This is a genomic window from Flavobacterium gelatinilyticum (assembly GCF_027111295.1).
In the GTDB taxonomy this organism is placed as follows: domain Bacteria; phylum Bacteroidota; class Bacteroidia; order Flavobacteriales; family Flavobacteriaceae; genus Flavobacterium; species Flavobacterium gelatinilyticum.
In genome coordinates this window covers 70,429-88,859 of sequence record NZ_CP114287.1, presented here as the reverse complement: position 1 = coordinate 88,859, position 18,431 = coordinate 70,429, and the positions used below count along the sequence as shown (strand labels likewise).

Below are 18,431 nucleotides of genomic sequence, written 5' to 3'. Positions count from 1 at the left end.
AAAATTTAATTATATGTTTTTATAATCCGGCAGCGTAGGTCTGCTTTTCATTGCGGTATCAATGATATTTAGAACACGCTCTCTTTCGGCTCCCTGCAAGGGCAGTCTTGGCGCTCTTACGTTCTCGGTTCCAAGGCCTGTTGCTACTTCAGCCAGTTTGATGTTCTGAACCAATTGCGGCGAAATATCCAGTTCTAATAATGGCATAAACCATCTGTAAATTGAAAGTGCTTCTTCGGTTCTTCCGGCTTTGGTCAATTTGTAAATGGCAACTGTTTCTGCCGGATAGGCTACAACCAATCCTGCAACCCAGCCATCGGCACCTGCCAGTAAACTTTCAAGAGCCAAAGTATCAACACCGCAAAGAATTTTTAAACGGTTCCCAAAACGATTTTTTATTCTCGTAACATTGGTAATATCTCTTGTAGATTCTTTTACAGCCTGAATAGTGTCCAGTTTTAAAAGTTCTTCAAACATATCGAGTGTTACTTCGATTTTATAATCTACCGGATTATTGTAGATCATAATGGGCAGTGATGTACTTTTTGCAATTTCTTTAAAATACACCACCGTTTCATAATCGGTTGCTTTGTAACGCATAGGCGGTAATAACATCAGACCGTTTACACCTAGTTCCTGTGCACGTTTTGCTAAAGTGATGGCTTCAGAAGTGGTCTGCTCCGCGATATTGACTATTACGGGTATTTTTCCTTCTGTCAGTTCCAAAGTTTTGGTAATTAAAACTTCTTTTTCTTCTTTAGTTAACGTACTGGCTTCTCCCAGTGTGCCGCCTAAAATAATTCCGTTAACCCCGGCATCAATTTGTGCTTTAATATTCTTCTCGAACATTACGAGGTCCAGTTGACCTTCTGCTGTAAACTTGGTAGTTACAGCCGGCATTACGCCTTCCCAATTTATTTTCATATCTTAATTTTTATCAAAAATAGGTTTTAATCAAAAAGGCGTCTTTGTCATTATTATCCTATATCAGGACTATATTAGCACATCTATTGTGTACTATTTTTTTTTTGACAATATTTACATAAACAAAAAAACTATTCATTGAAAATCCTACCATTCAAAATACCAAAAAACGACAGAGAAGCTCTTATTTACCAGGAAGATATAGAACGGATTTTCTATGACCAGCTTCACCAGCACGAAGAAATTCAGATAAGTTATATCTTAAAAGGTTCCGGAACACTGATAGTTGGAGACTCTATAAACGATTATAAAGAAGATGATATTTTAGTAATTGGCGAAAATATTCCTCATGTTTTCAGGAGCAATCCAGAGGCAAGTCCGGAGTCTGTTATGCTTACTTTGTTCTTTACAAAAACATCTTTCGGGAAAGACTTTTTCACGCTTAATGATATGAGCAGTGTTGATGATTTTTTTAAGGAATCAGAATACGGAATGAAGATTTTGTCTAATCAGAAAAAAATCATACACCACTTTGCAAAACTGAAAAAGCAGAACAAGATTCAAAGGATTGCTTCTTTTTTAAAGATCATCAATATTATTATTTCTTCGGATAAAACGCCGCTTTCTTCTTTTGTGTACAAGAAAAAATATACGGATGATGAAGGCCGGCGCATGAGTGCTGTTTTTGAATATGCGATCGAAAATTATCATCAGAATATTACGCTCGAAGAAGTCGCTGACAGGGCCAATATGAGTAAGAACGCATTCTGCCGTTATTTTAAGAAAAGAACAAACAAAACTTTTTTTGAATTTCTGATTCAGATCCGGATTGAAAATGCCTGCAAGCTTTTGCATAATAAGAAGGATTTGTCGATCGCTTCTATATCTGAATTGTGCGGCTTTCAGGACATTGCCAATTTTAACCGAAAGTTTAAAGAACTTAAAGGTGTTTCGCCTTCGCAGTACCGCTTGCAGTTTTAGATTTTAAAAGTTAAAAACCGATTTTCTGATTTCGAGCTGTAAAGCTGTACTTTTTGGTAATTCTTTTAACTCAAAACTTTTTTCGGTCAGATTTTTATTTGTTCCGAATGTTTTTCCGGGAGTCAGGTCTATTTGAAGTCCGGCATAACGGGCATATTTTTGATAGTCGATTTCGGCTGTGGTTTCGACATAGGATTTTATTTCGGTTAGTTTTTTACCAGCCGTTTGTTCAGAAATCTGCCAGAACTCTTCTTCGGTAAATCCTCTGCCTTTCTTTTCATAATATTCATTGTACAAAAAGCGCATGACATCGTCTAATGATTTTTTGTTTTGTGTATTGTTTCTTATTTCTAAATCGAGTAAAAAACCTATTACGGGGCCTTTGTTGTAATACGAAATTGTAGTTTCCTGTGCATTGCTTTCATGATTAAAAAAGTTTAGCCAGATATCAAAACTTGAGCGGGAAAGTGACATGTGACGGCTTCCTTCTATATTCTCGTATCGTTTAATAGATTCGGTAATGTATTTCAAAGCACTTTTTCCGTCGAGCAGCCCGGCTTTCATCATAATGATGTATTCGTAATAGACTGTAAAACCTTCGGAAACCCAGAGCATGGTGGTATAATTTTCTTTGTTGTAATCAAAAGGCCCCAGTTCTATTGGGCGGATTGCTTTTACATTGTAAAGATGAAAGTATTCGTGGGTTACAAAATTTAAAAAATCTACATAGGCATCGTTATTTTCAAAGTTAAAACTTCCTGTGGTAAAGATGGCCTGAGAGTTTGCATGTTCGAGACCGTCTCCGCCTTTTTCCATCATAATAAAGCTGTAGAAATCATACGGTACTTTTTTCATGATTCCGGTTGTGGCGCTGATAATTTTTTTGAGATCCGAAGTGAATTTTTCTTCGTTTAATCCCTGTGGTACGGCAATTCCCAGAGAATAGGATTTTCCTTCGTGTTTAAAATCGATTACTTTTTGATTGCCAATATAGATTGGACTGTCATAAAAAGCATCAATATTTTTGGCTGTGAAAGTAAAACCGTTTTTTTGACCGGGCTGTAATCCGGTTGAAATTTTTGTCCAGTTTTTATGCGGGGTAATCGTTAGCTGTACCGGGTTATTCAATGCATTTTCTACGTGCATAAAAATAGTGTTGGGCATTAGAAACGCTTTTTCTGAATCGACAAAAGATTCTGCAACCGATTTATTATTAGCAAAAACCCGGTAGGAAACGCTGATTTTAGATTTTTTTCCGTTTTGGATTGTCCAGCAGTTTTTGGTCTTTTTGTTCCATTTAATTTTGTTTCCGTCTGAATCTTTTACATCAAAATCTACAATATAACGCGGTGTATTCAGAATTAAATAATAGCCGGGTGTCCAGACCGGAAGCACAAGATTGGTATGCTCGTCCGGAAGCGATTCAAAATCGAGAATTACGTCAAGATAATGGGATTCCGGATTTGAGAAAGCAACCGAATAGTTCATCGTTAACGGTTTATCCGGCGTTTTATCTATTGTTTTTCCGTATAGAATAGTTTGAAAAATAATCAGACTAATAATGATTTTTAAAGTATGTTTCATAGTGCTGTTGTTTTAAAATGAAAAGCCATTCTTAGATAAGAATAGCTTTTCACCCACTTATAATTACAAGCTAACCGAACTTGTAAATTTTTAATTCCGTAGTTATTTAACACATAGTTATATTGCAAACTAAAAAAGGCGTTTCACTGTTTTAAACAAAGCCGTTAGGTGTAATTCAAAAATTTTATATTCTGACGCGGATTAAACGGATTCGTTATCACGAAGACACGGATTTTTAATGTTACATAGAAAATCAATTGCACCCAACAAGTTATGTTTACAGTAAATTTATGCTCTATGTGTTAAAATTAAACGGTATTTATTCTATATCAGGATTTTAATATCCGGGATTTTGTTTTAGGTTTTTATTGGTGTTCATTTCTTCTAATCCAATTGGGAAAAGAGTTGTATAATCGCCTTTTGGAACATGGTTGTACCAATTTTTTTTCTGATAAACCCCAAAACGGATTAAGTCGGTTCTTCTTCTTCCCTCCGCTGCAAATTCCCATCCTAATTCATCCAGAAATCTTCCGTACGGAACAGCAGTCTGATCTCCTAACTGATCGATGGTTCCGTTTTTTGCCAGTGTACCGTATTTGAATACGCTGTTTGCCTGAAGTTCTGTTCCTGTTACAAGGGCATCGGCTGCATTATCAAATGATCTGGTTCTTACTTCTGTCACTATTGTGGCGGCTTCACTGCTTTGACCTGTTCGCAGGAGACATTCAGCTTTCATCATTAAAACATCGGTGTATCGTAAGAAAGGGAAATCATTATTAAGATCTGTTCTTGCTCCTCTTTGTATTTGGTATTTACCGCATCTAAAGCCTTCGGTTTCTTCGCAGAAAGTAATACTCGGCATGGCTTTCGTTAAGGCAAATACGATACTGCCGTCGTCTGCACTGTACTGATTTCCCATAAGCCAGGTATCTTCTAAACGATTATCTTTTGGATTGTAGGTATCTATAAACTGCGGATTACAGCTTGAACCGCCCCAAGGCTGTGCTTCCATTCCGAAAACACGTCTGTGACCCGGCAGTAACATTTTCATGTGTGCGCTGAAACCCGGAGCGTATAACTGATCGTATGGTATGGCAAAAACCATTTCCGGATTGGTTTCGTTTGTGGCATTAAAAATCGCTTTATAAGAATCTGATTTTTTAAACAAGCCGCTTTCTATAATTTTATTGCAGGCTTCAATACATTTCTGCCATTGCGGAGTTCCTGAATATACCTCAGCATTAAGATACACTCTGGCCAGTACATGATAGGCGGCCCATTGTGTCATACGCCCGTAAGTGCTTTTGTCTACTTTTGAAGCTAAATTAGGAATGACTTCGTTTAATTCGCTTATGATAAAATTATAGACTTCGGTTCTTGTATTTTGTACCGGAAGCTGGTCGCTGTAATTTGGAATAATAGGAACATTGCCGTGTGTGTCTACCAGAATAGAATAATATAAGGCTCTTACAGCTCTCATTTCGGCCAGAATTGCTGTTTTTTGTTCTTCGGTAATAGGAAATTTACCGGATTCCATTTGAAGCATAACCCTGTTGGCGGCATTGATTCCGTTAAAGCAGGTAACCCAGGTATTTCTTGGCTGCCATTCGGTTTTGGTCCATTCATGAAAATGCATTCTTTTATATGTTCCGGCATCATCCCAGCCATTTGGCCTTGTTGGGGTAACCAATGCATCTGCAGGTTCTTCCTGAAGGTCGAATAAACCCTGCCAGGCCATAACATATCGCAGCGGTGTATAGGCAGAAGCCATAATGGCTATAATATCAGATTCTGAAGCCACAAAATTAGATTCGGTTACTTCTGAAAATACTTCTTCACTTAAATCGGTACAGGCAGAAAATGACAAGGATGCCATAACCACTAAACCGAAACACAAAATGCTCTTTTTAAAGAAAGACAATTGATTTACTAGATTTTTCATTTCTTTTATTTTTAAAGTGTGATGTTTAGCCCAATTGAAAATGATCTTGTAGAAGGATATTTATCTCTGTCATCATTACCCGGAAATAATCCGTCTCTGTTAACCTCCGGATCAATTCCTTTGTATTTCGTAAAAGTGGCCAGATTATTTCCTGTAGCATAAATTCGAAGTGTATCGATGAATTTAAATCCTGCATTAGGAAGTGTAAAACCTATGGTAATGTTATCAATTTTCAGGAAGTCACCATCTTCTACATAATAACTTACATAACGCTGTACATCATTTAATACTGCTTTACCGTAAACTTTGTCGTATGCTGTATCTAAAGTGTTGTAGGCAATTGTAGGGTTTTCATAATACATTCTGGAGAAATTCAGAATCTGGTAATCACGTGCTCCTCTTAAATTAACATTGAAATCCCAGCTTTTATAGCGTAATGTATTGTTGATGCTGTAATAAGATTTAGGCAGACCGTTTCCTAAAACCTGACGGTCTTCGGTAGTAGCCTGGGTTGCCGGAATTCTTCTTCCGTCAGGTGTTTCGATAATCCAGATACCATCATCGGTAATATCGACACTTTTCAGACCAAAGAAATTCCCGATAGGCTGTCCTTCCTGAACACGGTGTGTTGAAATCTGGATAGGTTCTCCGGTATATCCTGTATCAAAAAAGTTATTGGTTAATTGAAATTTGTCATTCGATAAGGAAACTACTTTATTGATATTGGTAGAATAGGTCAGGTTTGCAACCCAGCTGAAATTGCTTGTTTTGATTGGCGTAACATTTAAAAGGATTTCTAAACCTGAGTTTTTAATTTCGGCAGCGTTGGCTTTTATAGTTCCGTATACATAAGGCGGTGTTGGTACACTGTAATCCATAAGGGCATCTTTGGTTCTTCTTTCATAATAATCTATTGCACCGCTTATACGATCTTCAAAAAAGCCGAAGTCCAGACCAAAATTAAGCTCTTCTTTCTTTTCCCATTTTAAATCCGAATTGGCGTTTCTGGTAGGAACCAGTTCTCTGATCCATTTTCCGTCACTTAAAAAATAATCACCATAGGTTAAACCGCTTAATGACTGATAATTTTCTCCTGCATTGATTCCCGTAATACCAAAACCGGCTCTTAGTTTAATTGTATCGATCCATTTGATATCTTTCATAAAAGATTCATTGTTAAGACGCCATCCTACAGAAATCCCGGGGAAATTTCCCCATTTATTATCCTCTCCAAATCGGGACGAACCTTCATGTCTGATACTCGCCATAAGCAGGTATCTATTGTCATAGTTGTACGTCATACGTCCAAAAAAGGCAATCAGCGTACTCGAATTTTTAGAACTTCCCATTCCTGCTTCGCCCAGCTGAAGTCCCTGACCGGAACCTATATTATTGTACGTAAAAGCATCTGTTGGAAAACGTCTGTTAGATGCCCAGAAACCTTCGGTTACGTTATCCTCGTAGTTATATCCCGCAAGTGCTGTCACATTATGTTTCCCGAAAGACTGTTTGTAATCGAGTGTAAATTCGCCATAATTACCACGGTAATCTTCTGCACTTCTTGTCGCAAATCCGTCCTGTGCATATTTTACTGTAGAAACATGGTTTTTGGTCTGATAAAATCCTCTGATAGTAGAGTCTCCTTTTCTGGTATATACTCCTTTTACTTTAAAATATTCATTAAAATCATAGCTCATGCTAAAATCAAAACGAGTTTTTCTAATTCGGTTCTCTCCTACCGTTTCTTCAATATATCCTACCGGATTATCATAAAAATAAACGTCTCTTTCGTACCATTTTCCTGCATCATCTCTAATAGGTTCCGTAGGGTTTCGTATCAATGCCTGTCTGTAGATGTAGGGATTAAAGCTTGTTCCGTCTCCCAATGCATTGTAGACCTGTTCGCTTACAATAAAGCCTACATTGGTTTTTAATCTTTTATCAAACATAGAATGGTTAACATCGACTCTTCCGGTCATTCTGGTGTTATCAGACTTTAAAAATATTCCGTCCCCTCCTTTGTAGTTAACAGAAGCACTCATATTGGTTACATCATTTCCTCCTCTGAATAATAGATTATGAGTCTGAGTAATAGCAGGGCGGGTAATTTCATCGAGCCAATCCGTATCAGCACCAAAATCCTGACTGTTTGCGCCAATAAACGTATAGCCTTCGGCCATTTTTTGACGCAGTTGTCCCGCATCCAAAAAGTTCATCTTATTGCTTATAGTCGAAACGGTAGAGTAACCATTGTATTCGATTGTGGGTTTCGAATTGAAGCTCCCGCTTTTTGTGGTTATAATAACCACCCCGTTTGTTCCTCGCGTTCCGTAAATTGCCGTTGCCGATCCGTCCTTAAGAACATCTATAGAAGCAATATCTTCGGGCGCTACCGTGGTTAAGCTGCCCGGAACTCCGTCGACCAAAACCAAAGGATTACTGCCTCCTGAAATAGACGAGAATCCTCTTAACTGAATCTGAGAACCTTCTGTAGGATCTCCCGAAGGTGCCGAAACCGTAAGTCCTGCAACTTTACCCTGAATTAACTGTGCTGCATCACGTACATTTCCCTGTACAAAATCAGCTGATTTTACCGAGGCAATTGCACTGGTTACATCACCTTTTTTTTGCGAACCGTAACCAATTAAGACCACTTCTGTCAGTTCATTTACATCAGATTCTAAAACTACATTTAGAGTTCTTTTGCCATCTGTCCTGACTTCTTTTGATTTTAAACCTATATATGAAAAAACTAAAACAACATTACTTCCTTTGGTAACAATTTCAAAATTACCATCGAAATCACTGGCAGATGCATTGGTTGTATTTTTCTCTAAAACGGATACACCCGGTAAAGGAAAATTATTGGAATCTGTAATTTTACCGCTGATTTTTTGCTGCGAAAAAGAACAAAAAGCAACGAACAGGAATAAGATCGTATAGAGCATTTTCTCTTTGTAATGAGATACTCCGATACCTTTAAAAACATGTGTGGCTGGTTTCATAACTTTAAACAATTTGGTTAGTGTATTTTTAACACTTGTAAAGTTATGTTAAATTGAAAGTACGGAAAATGCTTATATTACCACATGATAATACTATATTACCCATTTTTTAACTTTATTACAACATATTAATAAAATCACACACAATAACTCAGTTATACATACTTAAAAATACAGTATATGTAATTTTAAAGCTATTACGAAACATTATTACTAATAACAACAGTTTAAAAATTGCTAAAAAAACGGATTTTAAAACCTGATTTCTAATGTTTTTTATGATAGTATTAACCTTCAGTTTATACCGTAATCTCTTATATTTAGTATAATTCTTATTCCCCGCCAAAAGCAATATAAACTATGAAAAAAGCATTACTTATCCTTAGTGCATTTATCTTCCAGCACTCCTTCGCCCAGTATCAATTTGTTTTAGAAGGACGGGTTCAGGATCCGGCTCAGAAAAAAATCTATCTGGAAATCCGCGACAATTATTCTTTAAATGAATTTGTAAAATTAGATTCTTGTGTTGTTGTAAATGGAAGTTTTAAATTTTCAGGCCAGTTAACCAAAAAATCAGAAATGGCCAAGCTGCTGTTTTTACATGATAAAACAAAATTTAAAAATGACGACATTCGTTTTGTACTGGACAGCGGAAAGAATTTTATCAATATAAATACTCCAAAACCAGGTTCTGAAAGTGCATTCTCAAATGCTGTACGTCCTGTTTCTGTTTCTAATGACATCTACAATCAGCAAAATATCCTGTATGAAGAATACTTTGATAAATATGCAGAAGATGTAAAATCCTGGGATAACAATAAACCGGAAGAAATCACCATGATACGATTGCTGCAGAACAGAGAAAAGACTTTTGAGTTACGAGAGAAACAATTGGAAATAGTAAAAAAATATCCGGATTCGTTTTATTCTCTTATATTTCTATATGAATCTTTCCGCAATAATCCTTATCATAGGAATCCACTGCCTTTGATAGAAATATTTAAAAATCTGAACCCATTCTTACAAAATGATCTTCTTGGAATTGAATTTTATAAAGAAACAAATGATTTTCTGAAAGCTAAAACAGACACTTCTGTTGCACAACAGGTTCCGGTTTTTCAAATTAAAACAGATAAAGGAGAGAATTTCACCAATAGTTCGTTATCAGGAAAACCATATATGATTGCTTTTTCTGCAACCTGGTGTACGCCCTGCAAACAAATGGAACCTCAAATTAAAGCGCTTTATGATGCTTATAAAGATAAATCGCTGGAAGTAGTGTATTTTAATTTTGATGATAATGATAAAAAATGGAAAAATCACATCGCTGCAAACAAATTAAACTGGATTAATGTTTGTGATGGGTTGAAAGCAGGAAAAAGTCCTATTATTAAACAGTTTAATATTACGAGCATTCCTGTTTATATGATTGTAGATAAAAAAGGAAATATCATTTACAATTCGAATACTGCACCGGACAGAGAATATGCTACAATGGAAAAATATATTGTGCAGGCTGTTCAGTAATTTGAAATCCCTAAATTTTCGGGCATTTTTCATTTACAACCAACAACTGATTAGTCAAAAGAAAAGCCAGTATTTTTTTTGATTTTTCTAATGGTATATTATGGTTTAGATGATTTAAAACACCAGAAACGGTTTTACCATTTATAATTTTAAATAAAGAGAATAATTCAATCTGATCCAGATATACCAAAGGCCTTTCTAAATTAGGATGAATAACTGCTTCTTTTATAACGATACAATCCTTATCGACGGCATATGTAGATTTAAATGCAATTTTAGAAGAAACTATCACTTCTTCATTCCAGAGGCTGTATAAAACATAATCAACAGGAATGGATGCTGTTTGTTTCTTTTCGATGAGAATGTTCTTTTTAGAAAATTCTTTTTCAAGTTTACTGGTAAAATCGGTTTTGTTTTTTGAAATGTCCAGCTTAAAGTCGGTTCGTTTTGTCCAGAACTCTGATTGAGTATTGTACAACCATGCATTACGATAGTAATCGGCTGTCCAGTCTGCGTGGCTGACAACCGATTCTATCATTTTTTCTTCATAAAAATTCTTTGGATGCTCTGAGTCCGGATCTTTCAAAAAGGTATTTACGGCAATAGCCGTCTGCAAAGAAAACCGCATTGCTTTTTCTACACCGGTAGACGAAAGCGGATCTAATGTAAATGCCGCTTCGCCAATTTTTATAAACTGATTATGCCAGGGCAACTGATTAACAAACGAAGTAACGGAACACGTTTCTATAGAGATGTTTTTTAATTTTCCTGTTAATGAAGCAAACAATTGTGTTTTTTGCATTAAATTCCAAAGATGCCGGTCTTTGTTTGTTTTAAGGGCAGCAGGATCAGTAAAAGCCATAATGCGGTACCGTTTACCGCAAATGGGCGATCCCCATAGCCAGCCGTTATCGACAGCTTCTATAAATGCTTCATTGTAAATAGAGTTGTTTTCTATATGCGTCCATACCGCAACGGCAGGCGGCGCAATTGAAAGTCTATCACTCAAAAGTGTGCCTTTACGTCCGCGGGCATCCAGTACGACTTTTGCCTTCGCTGTAACTTCCTCTGAATTATGAGCGATTTCTAAATGCCACACATCTTCTGATTTTTTCGAATGCAGTAATTTTCCGGGTTGTATGACATACAAATCTTTGGAAACCGAAAATTTAAGGAGTTCCTGATCGAGCCTGCTCCTGTCTACGATTATTCCTCCGTTTTGCTGCCCGGAACGATTGTATATTTCTTCCCTGCTTTCCCAAATAACTTTGGCACCGGTATTTTCTAAATATTCTGAATTATCCAATATAGGCGATGCATTGAGATAATCAAAAATATTACGTATTCCCGGAGAGAGTGATTCGCCTATCTGAGGTCTTGGAAATACTTCCTGTTCCAGCAGTCCGACAGAATATCCCATATCCAGCAATCGTATGGCCGCGCACAATCCGGCGGGTCCGGCGCCAAGAATAAACACATCAAAAGTTTCGGGCAGTATTTTCATTTACAATCAGTTATTCCAGTTGGGTTTTAATCGTGATAATCTTTCACTGGCCTGTATGGTATAGAACAGCCAGGAACGGATATAATCGCATGCCGGTCTTCCTTTCTCAATAACTTCATGGTGACAGCCGCCGCCACAAAGGTATCGCGCCCAGCATTTTGAGCAGGGTTCCTGAGTATTTACATGTCGGGAAGCAAGCCAGTTGTTTTGAAGATCAGGCTGTATACCTTCGTTTAGGTTTCCCATTTTTCCCGCGTCTTCATTTACAAAACGATGACAGGCAAACAATTCTTCATCTGCAGAAACGCCCATATAACCTGCTCCTGCACCGCATGGATAAGGGCGGTGCGTTCCTTTTGATATTTCTTTCAGTGCATTTACCATATTCAAAAAAGGATAACGTTTTCCTGCCAGAACATTTTTTTCAAAAGCAAGACCACAGGCAATCATATTCTCCAGCATAACGGACAACTGCTCATTGTTCATTTCGTTTTGTCCGTTACTGGATCGCAGTAAAGGGGAAAAACCAACACCGTGAAATCCCATACGGATAAACTCATCTAAAACATCCGGAAGATTCGTCGTTTCGGGAGTTACGGTGACTCTTACGGAAACCTGCATTTTCTTTTGCAGCAGCAATAAAGGCTGTACATTTTTCATTATCCGGTCATAACTTCCCTGACCGCCTTTCATGGGGCGGTTGAGATCGTGTTCCTTACCTATTCCGTCTAAGCTGATGGTTACTGAAAAACCGTATTCTTCAAAAAAAAAGGCATCACTTTCTGTCAACAGGGTTCCATTTGTTGTAATAGAATAACTAATCTGTACATTTTTCTTTTTTGCACTGGTTTCGGTATACCATACAGCTTCTTTTATGGCAGATCTGTTAATCAGGGGTTCTCCTCCTAAAAAAGTGAGTTGTGCTTTTCCTCCTTCGGGACAATCTTTCACCAATAAATCAATGGCCTTAAAAGCGGTTTCTAAAGTCATATTTTTTGATGGTCCGCCAAAATCTCCCTGATCGGCATAACAATACGTACAGCCCATATTGCAATTTTGCGCTATTGCCAGAGACAAAGCATGCAATGGCGGGCTCTGCAATGGTTCATCTGTTATATAATCCGGCGCTTCGAGTCCTAAATGAAGAAGTTCTTTTTGCAGGGCTTTTTCATCTTTTTCCTGAATTAGAAAAGCTATTTTCTGTTCGATTTCCTGCGGAATAGTATACAGCCGACTTCCATTTGGGATAAAAATCTGAGTAGATTGTCCGCCTTTTATCAGATGAGCTTTCGCAGAATACGGTTTGGACTGCGGTACAATAACTTGTGCCAGTCTTGATGCCAGTAAAGCATTTTGCTGCGTTTCGGTAAGTTTTTCAATGGTTTGGGTCATTTCTTATCGGCTGTTTTGGGTTTTACAGGTTTACTTTCGATTGCATCTTTTCCTTCGATAATAAAGTTAAGTTCGCCCTGCCAGTTCTCAAAAAGATCCTGATATGAAAGGAGTCTTGAATTTTTCCAGTCATCCGGAATATACGATCCTGTTCGTTTTTTGGACATCCATAAATCGCCTGTACTCAGACCATTTTCATCCGGAACAATGTTTACAAAATCAGGTCGGCTGGCGGCCCAATAATAACAGGAACATTCACGATAATCATTTTGCCACGGGGCACATAATCCCTGAGTTAATTCTCCCGGCTGCAGAATAGTATCTGAAAATGCGGCGCTGTTTCCGTCAAATATGGTATTAACGGTCAAAGTTACGGCTTTGTATTTCTTCGGATCATCCAGATCTTTTAAATCGACTACCACTTCCGGTTTTGACGGTTCTGCTGTAAAATGGCATACTACTTCCTGCCCCTGCTTTTGTAAAACATGAACCATAGAATTTGACCATTCCATAAACGAAACACCGTTTGGATTGGCATCTGTTTTTAAAGGAACATTATCACCATCAGGAAAAACAGGTCCAAAAGTCTGAACCATTGTCGGTTTGCCTTCTATAGCCACTAATCGGTGACCTACAAGATTGCTGAATTTCTCTTCGGTGGCTTCCAGCACATAATTGTTGTTTTCAATTAATATGATTCCGTTGAAAGCCCTTCTCCACAGATTTCTAAAATCAAATTCCAGTCCCGGAAAACAATTTGAAATCGCGGTTCTTGGCAGTACTGCAATAGGATTTCCTTCTCCTCTGTAATGAAGCTGTGCGGTTAAATTGGCCGCTTTTAAAGGCGAACCATACGATACGGGAAGTGTATCCGGATTGGCATCTTTAAATATCGAAGTCGCCGCAGCTTTGATAATCGTATTGATTTGTCTGTACGTGAAGGTAAGCGATCTTCCATCGGCACCACGCATTAAGGCCGGCATTTTTCGAAGTGCTTTACTTGATAAATCGCCTATTTCTGTAGGTCTTCGCAGTAAATCGCTAAACCACGGCGATGCACCGGAACTGATACCATTGAATACCCTTTCATGCAGTAACTGCAAAGCCAGATTATCAACCAGAGAAGATGCCATAATAGGTTCAAAAAGGCGTCCGAAATCATTGGTATTCTGACGTACCATTGTACTGGCAACATTTTGTTTTCCTTCATAACTATTACCGTTCATGATTGCGGTATTCATAAGTCGGATGGTTTCAAAAGCTCTTCTGATAATTTCTTCGGCTTCTTCGATTTCTACCTCTCCTTCTATCTCTGTGCTCAAAATAATCTGTTCCAGCTCATCAGAAACAACACGAATTGGCAGTGTATCAGGAGCAAAAGCAGGCGGTCCGGCACTAATATGCGCTTTGGCTGTCAGCGTTTTTTCTGGTGTTTTCAACTTAACAGTAACAAAACCATCGCATTCATCATCAATATATCCCCAGCTTACCTGATAGCTTTGCTCGCTGTCGCTATAGGAATATCCGGCAAAAATTTGAGCTGGAGCGGTGTAAAACAAATTAGGATTACTGCCTTCTTTATAACCGCACCATTTGCCTTTTTCTTTATTATACAATATCTGATCTGCGTTATTAAAAGTCGGGTCTTTTTCGAAATCTTTTTCTCCGGGACCTGTTTTCCTGTATAAATCAGAACCGTAAATTTTTCCGCCTGCCGGTGTATATCGCAGTCTTAATCCGGGAAAATCTTTGGTTGGTTTTACATACTGAACAGAACCGAGCGGTAATTTTTTATCTTTCAAAAAATTGTTACAGTCAGCAAGTAATGGTTTTAATTCGTGCGAATTAATATTCGTAATCGAAGCGGTCATTTTATCATTTACATCTTCGGTTCTTCTGAATATTTTTATGTTCGCCACATTTACATCCCAACTGATATCCTTTAGGCTTAATCCTGCTTTAGTAAGGAGTTCTTCTGTAAGTGGTACTAAGTCATCCTTATTTTCATCGGTTATGGCAAAAACTTCCAAAAAAGGCGAAACGGGATGAATTTTTCCTTTGCGGTCAGCAAGTCCCGATGCTTCTTTAAATTTTATATTCAGCGGATTTGCTGCTTTAATTTCTCCGGTAACAGGATCTACAGATAAAGTTGTTTTTGGGATAATTTCTCTGTAATCGAGCGGCTTATCTTTTGATAACTCAAGATCATAGGCAGCCATTGGTGTATTTGATTCTCCTAATCTGCCTATGGCAATTGGAGGAAGAATTCGTAACTCTATAATTTTCATATCGTAATATTTTTAAATAGTTAAATTATATTGGCTATACCAAATTTTCTTGTGTTAAACTTGCAATTGCCTGAAGCAGTTTTTGATCGGCTTCCTGTAATCCGTTCAGGTACTGAATATGCGGCTGATTTTTTAACCTCTTCAATTTTTTAATAATGTTATTTGAGGCTTCCAGCAGATCTTTGTGCAGTCTCCATCTATTGTGTTCTCCAAAAGGCAGATCGAATGTATACGGAAGTGTAAAAGGAGGTCCTGCCGTTTTATCGTTACTTTTATTTATTGGGGTCTGAACCAAAATTGTAGACAGGCTTCTTAAATTATACATTTCTCCAAAAGCGGAATTGATAATCATACCTCTCGGCGAATAACTTCCTGAATTGTTATACCCGTTATCCAGTAAAAAACTATGGTTTAAGAAATTAAGCAGCAATCGATACCGTATATCGCATAAATCTGCCCAAAGTATGCACTCCGGATTTGTAATTTTATCGCCTTCTGTTTCAATTGCGGCCACGGCAGTTTCCAAATCGTCTGTTGAACCCACATACGGATTTGTTGCCACATTTCGTGAAGGTTCAAATGCAGGAATTTCTGCCAGTATTTCTTTGTATTCTTTATAGATGTGCAAAAAACGCTCAAAATGCGAGGGTACGGTATCTTTTGTATCTAAGCCTTCTCCCTGCTCTGCAATTTCCGACAAGGCATTGTAGGCATCATCTCGGGATAATAAAGGAGCTACTAATACATCCGGACTTTTGGTATAAATGTTTTGTCCGTCGCTTCCTCTGTTTCCTCCTGTATAACCGCGTCCCCATTCATCAAACTTAGCCTGATAATTGTAGGTTGCAGCCTGAAAGGTTTCGTCTGAAATTACATCCGGATCCTGGATAAGCTGCAGCAATACAATAAACAAGGCTCCCACTGTATGCGGATCTGAGACTGTTGAATTTACTGATTTTTTTATTTCTTCTGCCAAAGGTTCACCGCTTTCAAGCCATTCTGCGGGAGCTTCGGCATATACGTATTTGGCAAGTGAGCTGAGAGAAAACCTTTCAAGGGTAAAAGGAAACGGATAAAAAGGACTGTCCCACGGATAACTTTCACGTCCGAAATTTAGTGGCGCTCCAATTACTTTCAATACATTCTGAACCGAGATAAAATGTCCCATTTCTTCTTTTGCAATACCCAGAATTATATTCTGCCAGGTATGCACTTTTTCTCTGTGTTTTTCCGGAATCTGCGGTCCTCCAATGCTGTAAGCCGCATATAGATACTGAAGCATTAAGCCCTGCTCAATCTCGGCATCAATCTGAAGAAGCATCGTGATATAATCTTTTCCGTTAAACTGAGCGGGAACTTTAAAAGGTTTTATCTCAGTTACATCATCATGTATTACATTATCAGCAATCTCCTGAGCTAAATCTGTAGTAATGAACAGGTTTTTTCCAGTATTTAAATTTGCTTTGGGGGCATTATTTGCTTTTGCCCATTCTAATATCGGTGATATAAAATGGTCTCGTTTGGGGTTGAAATTCATAATGTCTTTTTTTGTTTGTTTTTATTTTTTTTGATTTTTGGGGAATCAAAGTTTTCTGTTCAGATACTTTGATTTATTTTTTGATTTTATTCTTTATGATAAGGACATCCCGAAGCTGCTGCCGCTTTAGACGCTGAAAATTGTTCTTCGATTAAACGTTTCTCTTCTGCCGAAACATCATCTATTTTACGAAGTGTATTTACTTGTATATGAGGCCAGCTTGTAGTACCGCCGTCATCGCCAAAATCAAATTCAAAAAATATAATCTGCTCGTATTGCAGCTGTAGAATTTCTTTGTCTCCTTCCTTAACCGTTTCGATCCACATTCTCATATTCATTTCAACAGCAGGAACAAAGCGATTTACAAACGGAACATTTAAAACCCCGCCCTGCGCTCCGGTTTTATTTTTAGAAGACATCTGAATGAAAGCATGATTTACTATATTTTCTCCTGTATTGCTGTCGCGAAGACGCAAATCCGGTCGTACTGAATACGGATATAAAGGGTGAGCAAGAATACGTTGTGTGTAGATTTTATTTTCTCCCGGATCATTCACATCATCAAGCACCTGAGTTACCCAGGCCGGTGCAGGATCGTCCAGATTTATAGGATCTGCGCTTGCGCCGGCACCACCCATTGTTCTGGAAATAGAAAGATGGTCGTATTTCCATGCTGCTTTTCCTTCGGGAAAATCCGGGGCGCCGTTTATTACATATACTACTTTATCTTTTCCATCAACTTTCACAACCGTAGGAACCATATCTCCTAATAAGGTTATGGTGCTGCCATGCGGTATAACACCGCTTCTTGAAATCGAGTAATCCGGTATAAAATAAGGTCCTGTCTGGCCGGCTCCGGGTTTAAGTTCTTTTGCCGGAAGAATATCAAAGTAGTCTCTTCCGTTTAAATTTTCAAGAGTTACATATTCTTTTTCGCCTTTTTCATTAATAATATGAAAAAGGGTTTCGTCCTGATAGCCGCTTTTATATAAATCTTTGTTCTCATTATCTGGCGCTATAGCGTGTATACCACGATCATCTTTAATTGTTTTTTCGGTAGCGGCATAATTGAATACATCACTAAGCCATAAATACATTCCGTTCTCTTCATGAATTGGGGTATATTTTAATTGATCTCCAACTTTGTTTACACTTTTAATGCTCTGCTCGTATTTTATGGCACCGCAGAATTGTTCGTTTGCACCGCCGCGATTTCGGACTCCTCCTTCAACTAAATTAAAGGTCAGTTTTTCGATATATTCTTCGCATTCAAAGCTGTATTTTCCCGGAATCGTGCCTGCATTGGTTCCAGGAGACGGCATAATGGTAGTATGAATACCGCTCCCTATGAACTTTCTATCGTTTTTTCCGTTGTGTATATGGCTTACCCACGTGCCTTCCAGCAGACATAAAACACCATAATCGACTTTCTTAAGTATCTCCTGAAGATTGCTTTCATGAAAAGGTCTGATTGGGGTTTCGATTGCTACTTTTGAGTATTGGGACAGAAGTTTTTCTATTTGCCCCTGACTATCCGAAGCGCTTTCAAATTGGACTTCATTCTGACCTGCGTCAAAACTTTTGGCTGCGAGAGATACATGGATCTCTTCGGCAGAATTGGTACGTTTTAGCATAATATGAGTTTTAAAAGTTAATAATCCGTTCAATCAAAAACTGCAATTAATCCAATGAAAAGCACCACTGTCAGGCAGCAATTACTTCTTACAATAATTACAATATAAAATAG

Annotated in this window: 11 protein-coding genes; 2 read left to right on the top strand and 9 right to left on the bottom strand. The window is 37.9% G+C overall.

The features are described 5' to 3' along the window. Positions 1 to 9: 9 nt before the first annotated feature. A complete protein-coding gene (locus tag OZP11_RS00315; protein WP_281233251.1) occupies positions 10 to 924 on the bottom strand; it encodes a dihydrodipicolinate synthase family protein in 915 nt (304 codons plus the stop codon). Positions 925 to 1,062: 138 nt separating this feature from the next. Here OZP11_RS00315 and OZP11_RS00310 point away from each other — a divergent pair, with 138 nt between their 5' ends. Further along, positions 1,063 to 1,905, top strand: coding sequence for an AraC family transcriptional regulator (locus OZP11_RS00310; RefSeq protein WP_281233250.1), 843 nt, complete (start codon positions 1,063 to 1,065; stop codon positions 1,903 to 1,905). 3 nt (positions 1,906 to 1,908) lie between these two features. On the opposite strand, the gene OZP11_RS00305 is transcribed toward OZP11_RS00310, so the two are convergent. The 3 genes from OZP11_RS00305 to OZP11_RS00295 form a co-directional block, all read right to left on the bottom strand. Further along, complete coding sequence (locus OZP11_RS00305) at positions 1,909 to 3,489, bottom strand: M61 family metallopeptidase (RefSeq protein WP_281233249.1); 1,581 nt, start codon at positions 3,487 to 3,489, stop codon at positions 1,909 to 1,911. Positions 3,490 to 3,826: 337 nt separating this feature from the next. Further along, positions 3,827 to 5,431, bottom strand: a complete 1,605-nt coding sequence (locus tag OZP11_RS00300) for a RagB/SusD family nutrient uptake outer membrane protein (protein WP_281233248.1) — start codon at positions 5,429 to 5,431, stop codon at positions 3,827 to 3,829. 11 nt (positions 5,432 to 5,442) lie between these two features. After that, positions 5,443 to 8,436: a SusC/RagA family TonB-linked outer membrane protein gene (locus tag OZP11_RS00295; RefSeq protein ID WP_281233247.1), complete on the bottom strand. Its 2,994-nt coding sequence runs from the start codon at positions 8,434 to 8,436 to the stop codon at positions 5,443 to 5,445. A gap of 360 nt (positions 8,437 to 8,796) precedes the next feature. Between OZP11_RS00295 and OZP11_RS00290 the strand changes: the two genes are divergently transcribed. Further along, the gene (locus OZP11_RS00290) at positions 8,797 to 9,963 is read left to right on the top strand and encodes a thioredoxin-like domain-containing protein (protein WP_281233246.1); all 1,167 of its coding nucleotides are present in this window, start codon (positions 8,797 to 8,799) and stop codon (positions 9,961 to 9,963) included. Positions 9,964 to 9,973: 10 nt separating this feature from the next. On the opposite strand, the gene qhpG is transcribed toward OZP11_RS00290, so the two are convergent. The 5 genes from qhpG to OZP11_RS00265 all read right to left on the bottom strand — a co-directional run bounded on the left by qhpG (position 9,974) and on the right by OZP11_RS00265 (position 18,318). Continuing rightward, positions 9,974 to 11,467, bottom strand: coding sequence for a flavin-dependent monooxygenase QhpG (gene qhpG / locus OZP11_RS00285; RefSeq protein ID WP_281233245.1), 1,494 nt, complete (start codon positions 11,465 to 11,467; stop codon positions 9,974 to 9,976). A gap of 6 nt (positions 11,468 to 11,473) precedes the next feature. Next, on the bottom strand, positions 11,474 to 12,859 hold the full coding sequence (locus OZP11_RS00280) for a radical SAM/SPASM domain-containing protein (protein WP_281233244.1): 1,386 nt from the start codon (positions 12,857 to 12,859) through the stop codon (positions 11,474 to 11,476). Then, a complete protein-coding gene (locus OZP11_RS00275) occupies positions 12,856 to 15,147 on the bottom strand; it encodes a hypothetical protein (protein ID WP_281233243.1) in 2,292 nt (763 codons plus the stop codon). Before OZP11_RS00275 ends, OZP11_RS00280 begins: the two co-directional genes overlap by 4 nt. Before the next feature lie 34 nt (positions 15,148 to 15,181). Beyond that, entirely contained in the window at positions 15,182 to 16,684 is a 1,503-nt protein-coding gene (locus OZP11_RS00270) for a ferritin-like domain-containing protein (protein ID WP_281233242.1), read from the bottom strand. Between the two features lie 86 nt (positions 16,685 to 16,770). Next, positions 16,771 to 18,318 carry a peroxidase, FMP-type gene (locus OZP11_RS00265; RefSeq protein WP_281233241.1) on the bottom strand — a complete coding sequence of 516 codons (1,548 nt, stop codon included), beginning with the start codon at positions 18,316 to 18,318 and terminating at the stop codon, positions 16,771 to 16,773. Positions 18,319 to 18,431: the final 113 nt, after the last annotated feature.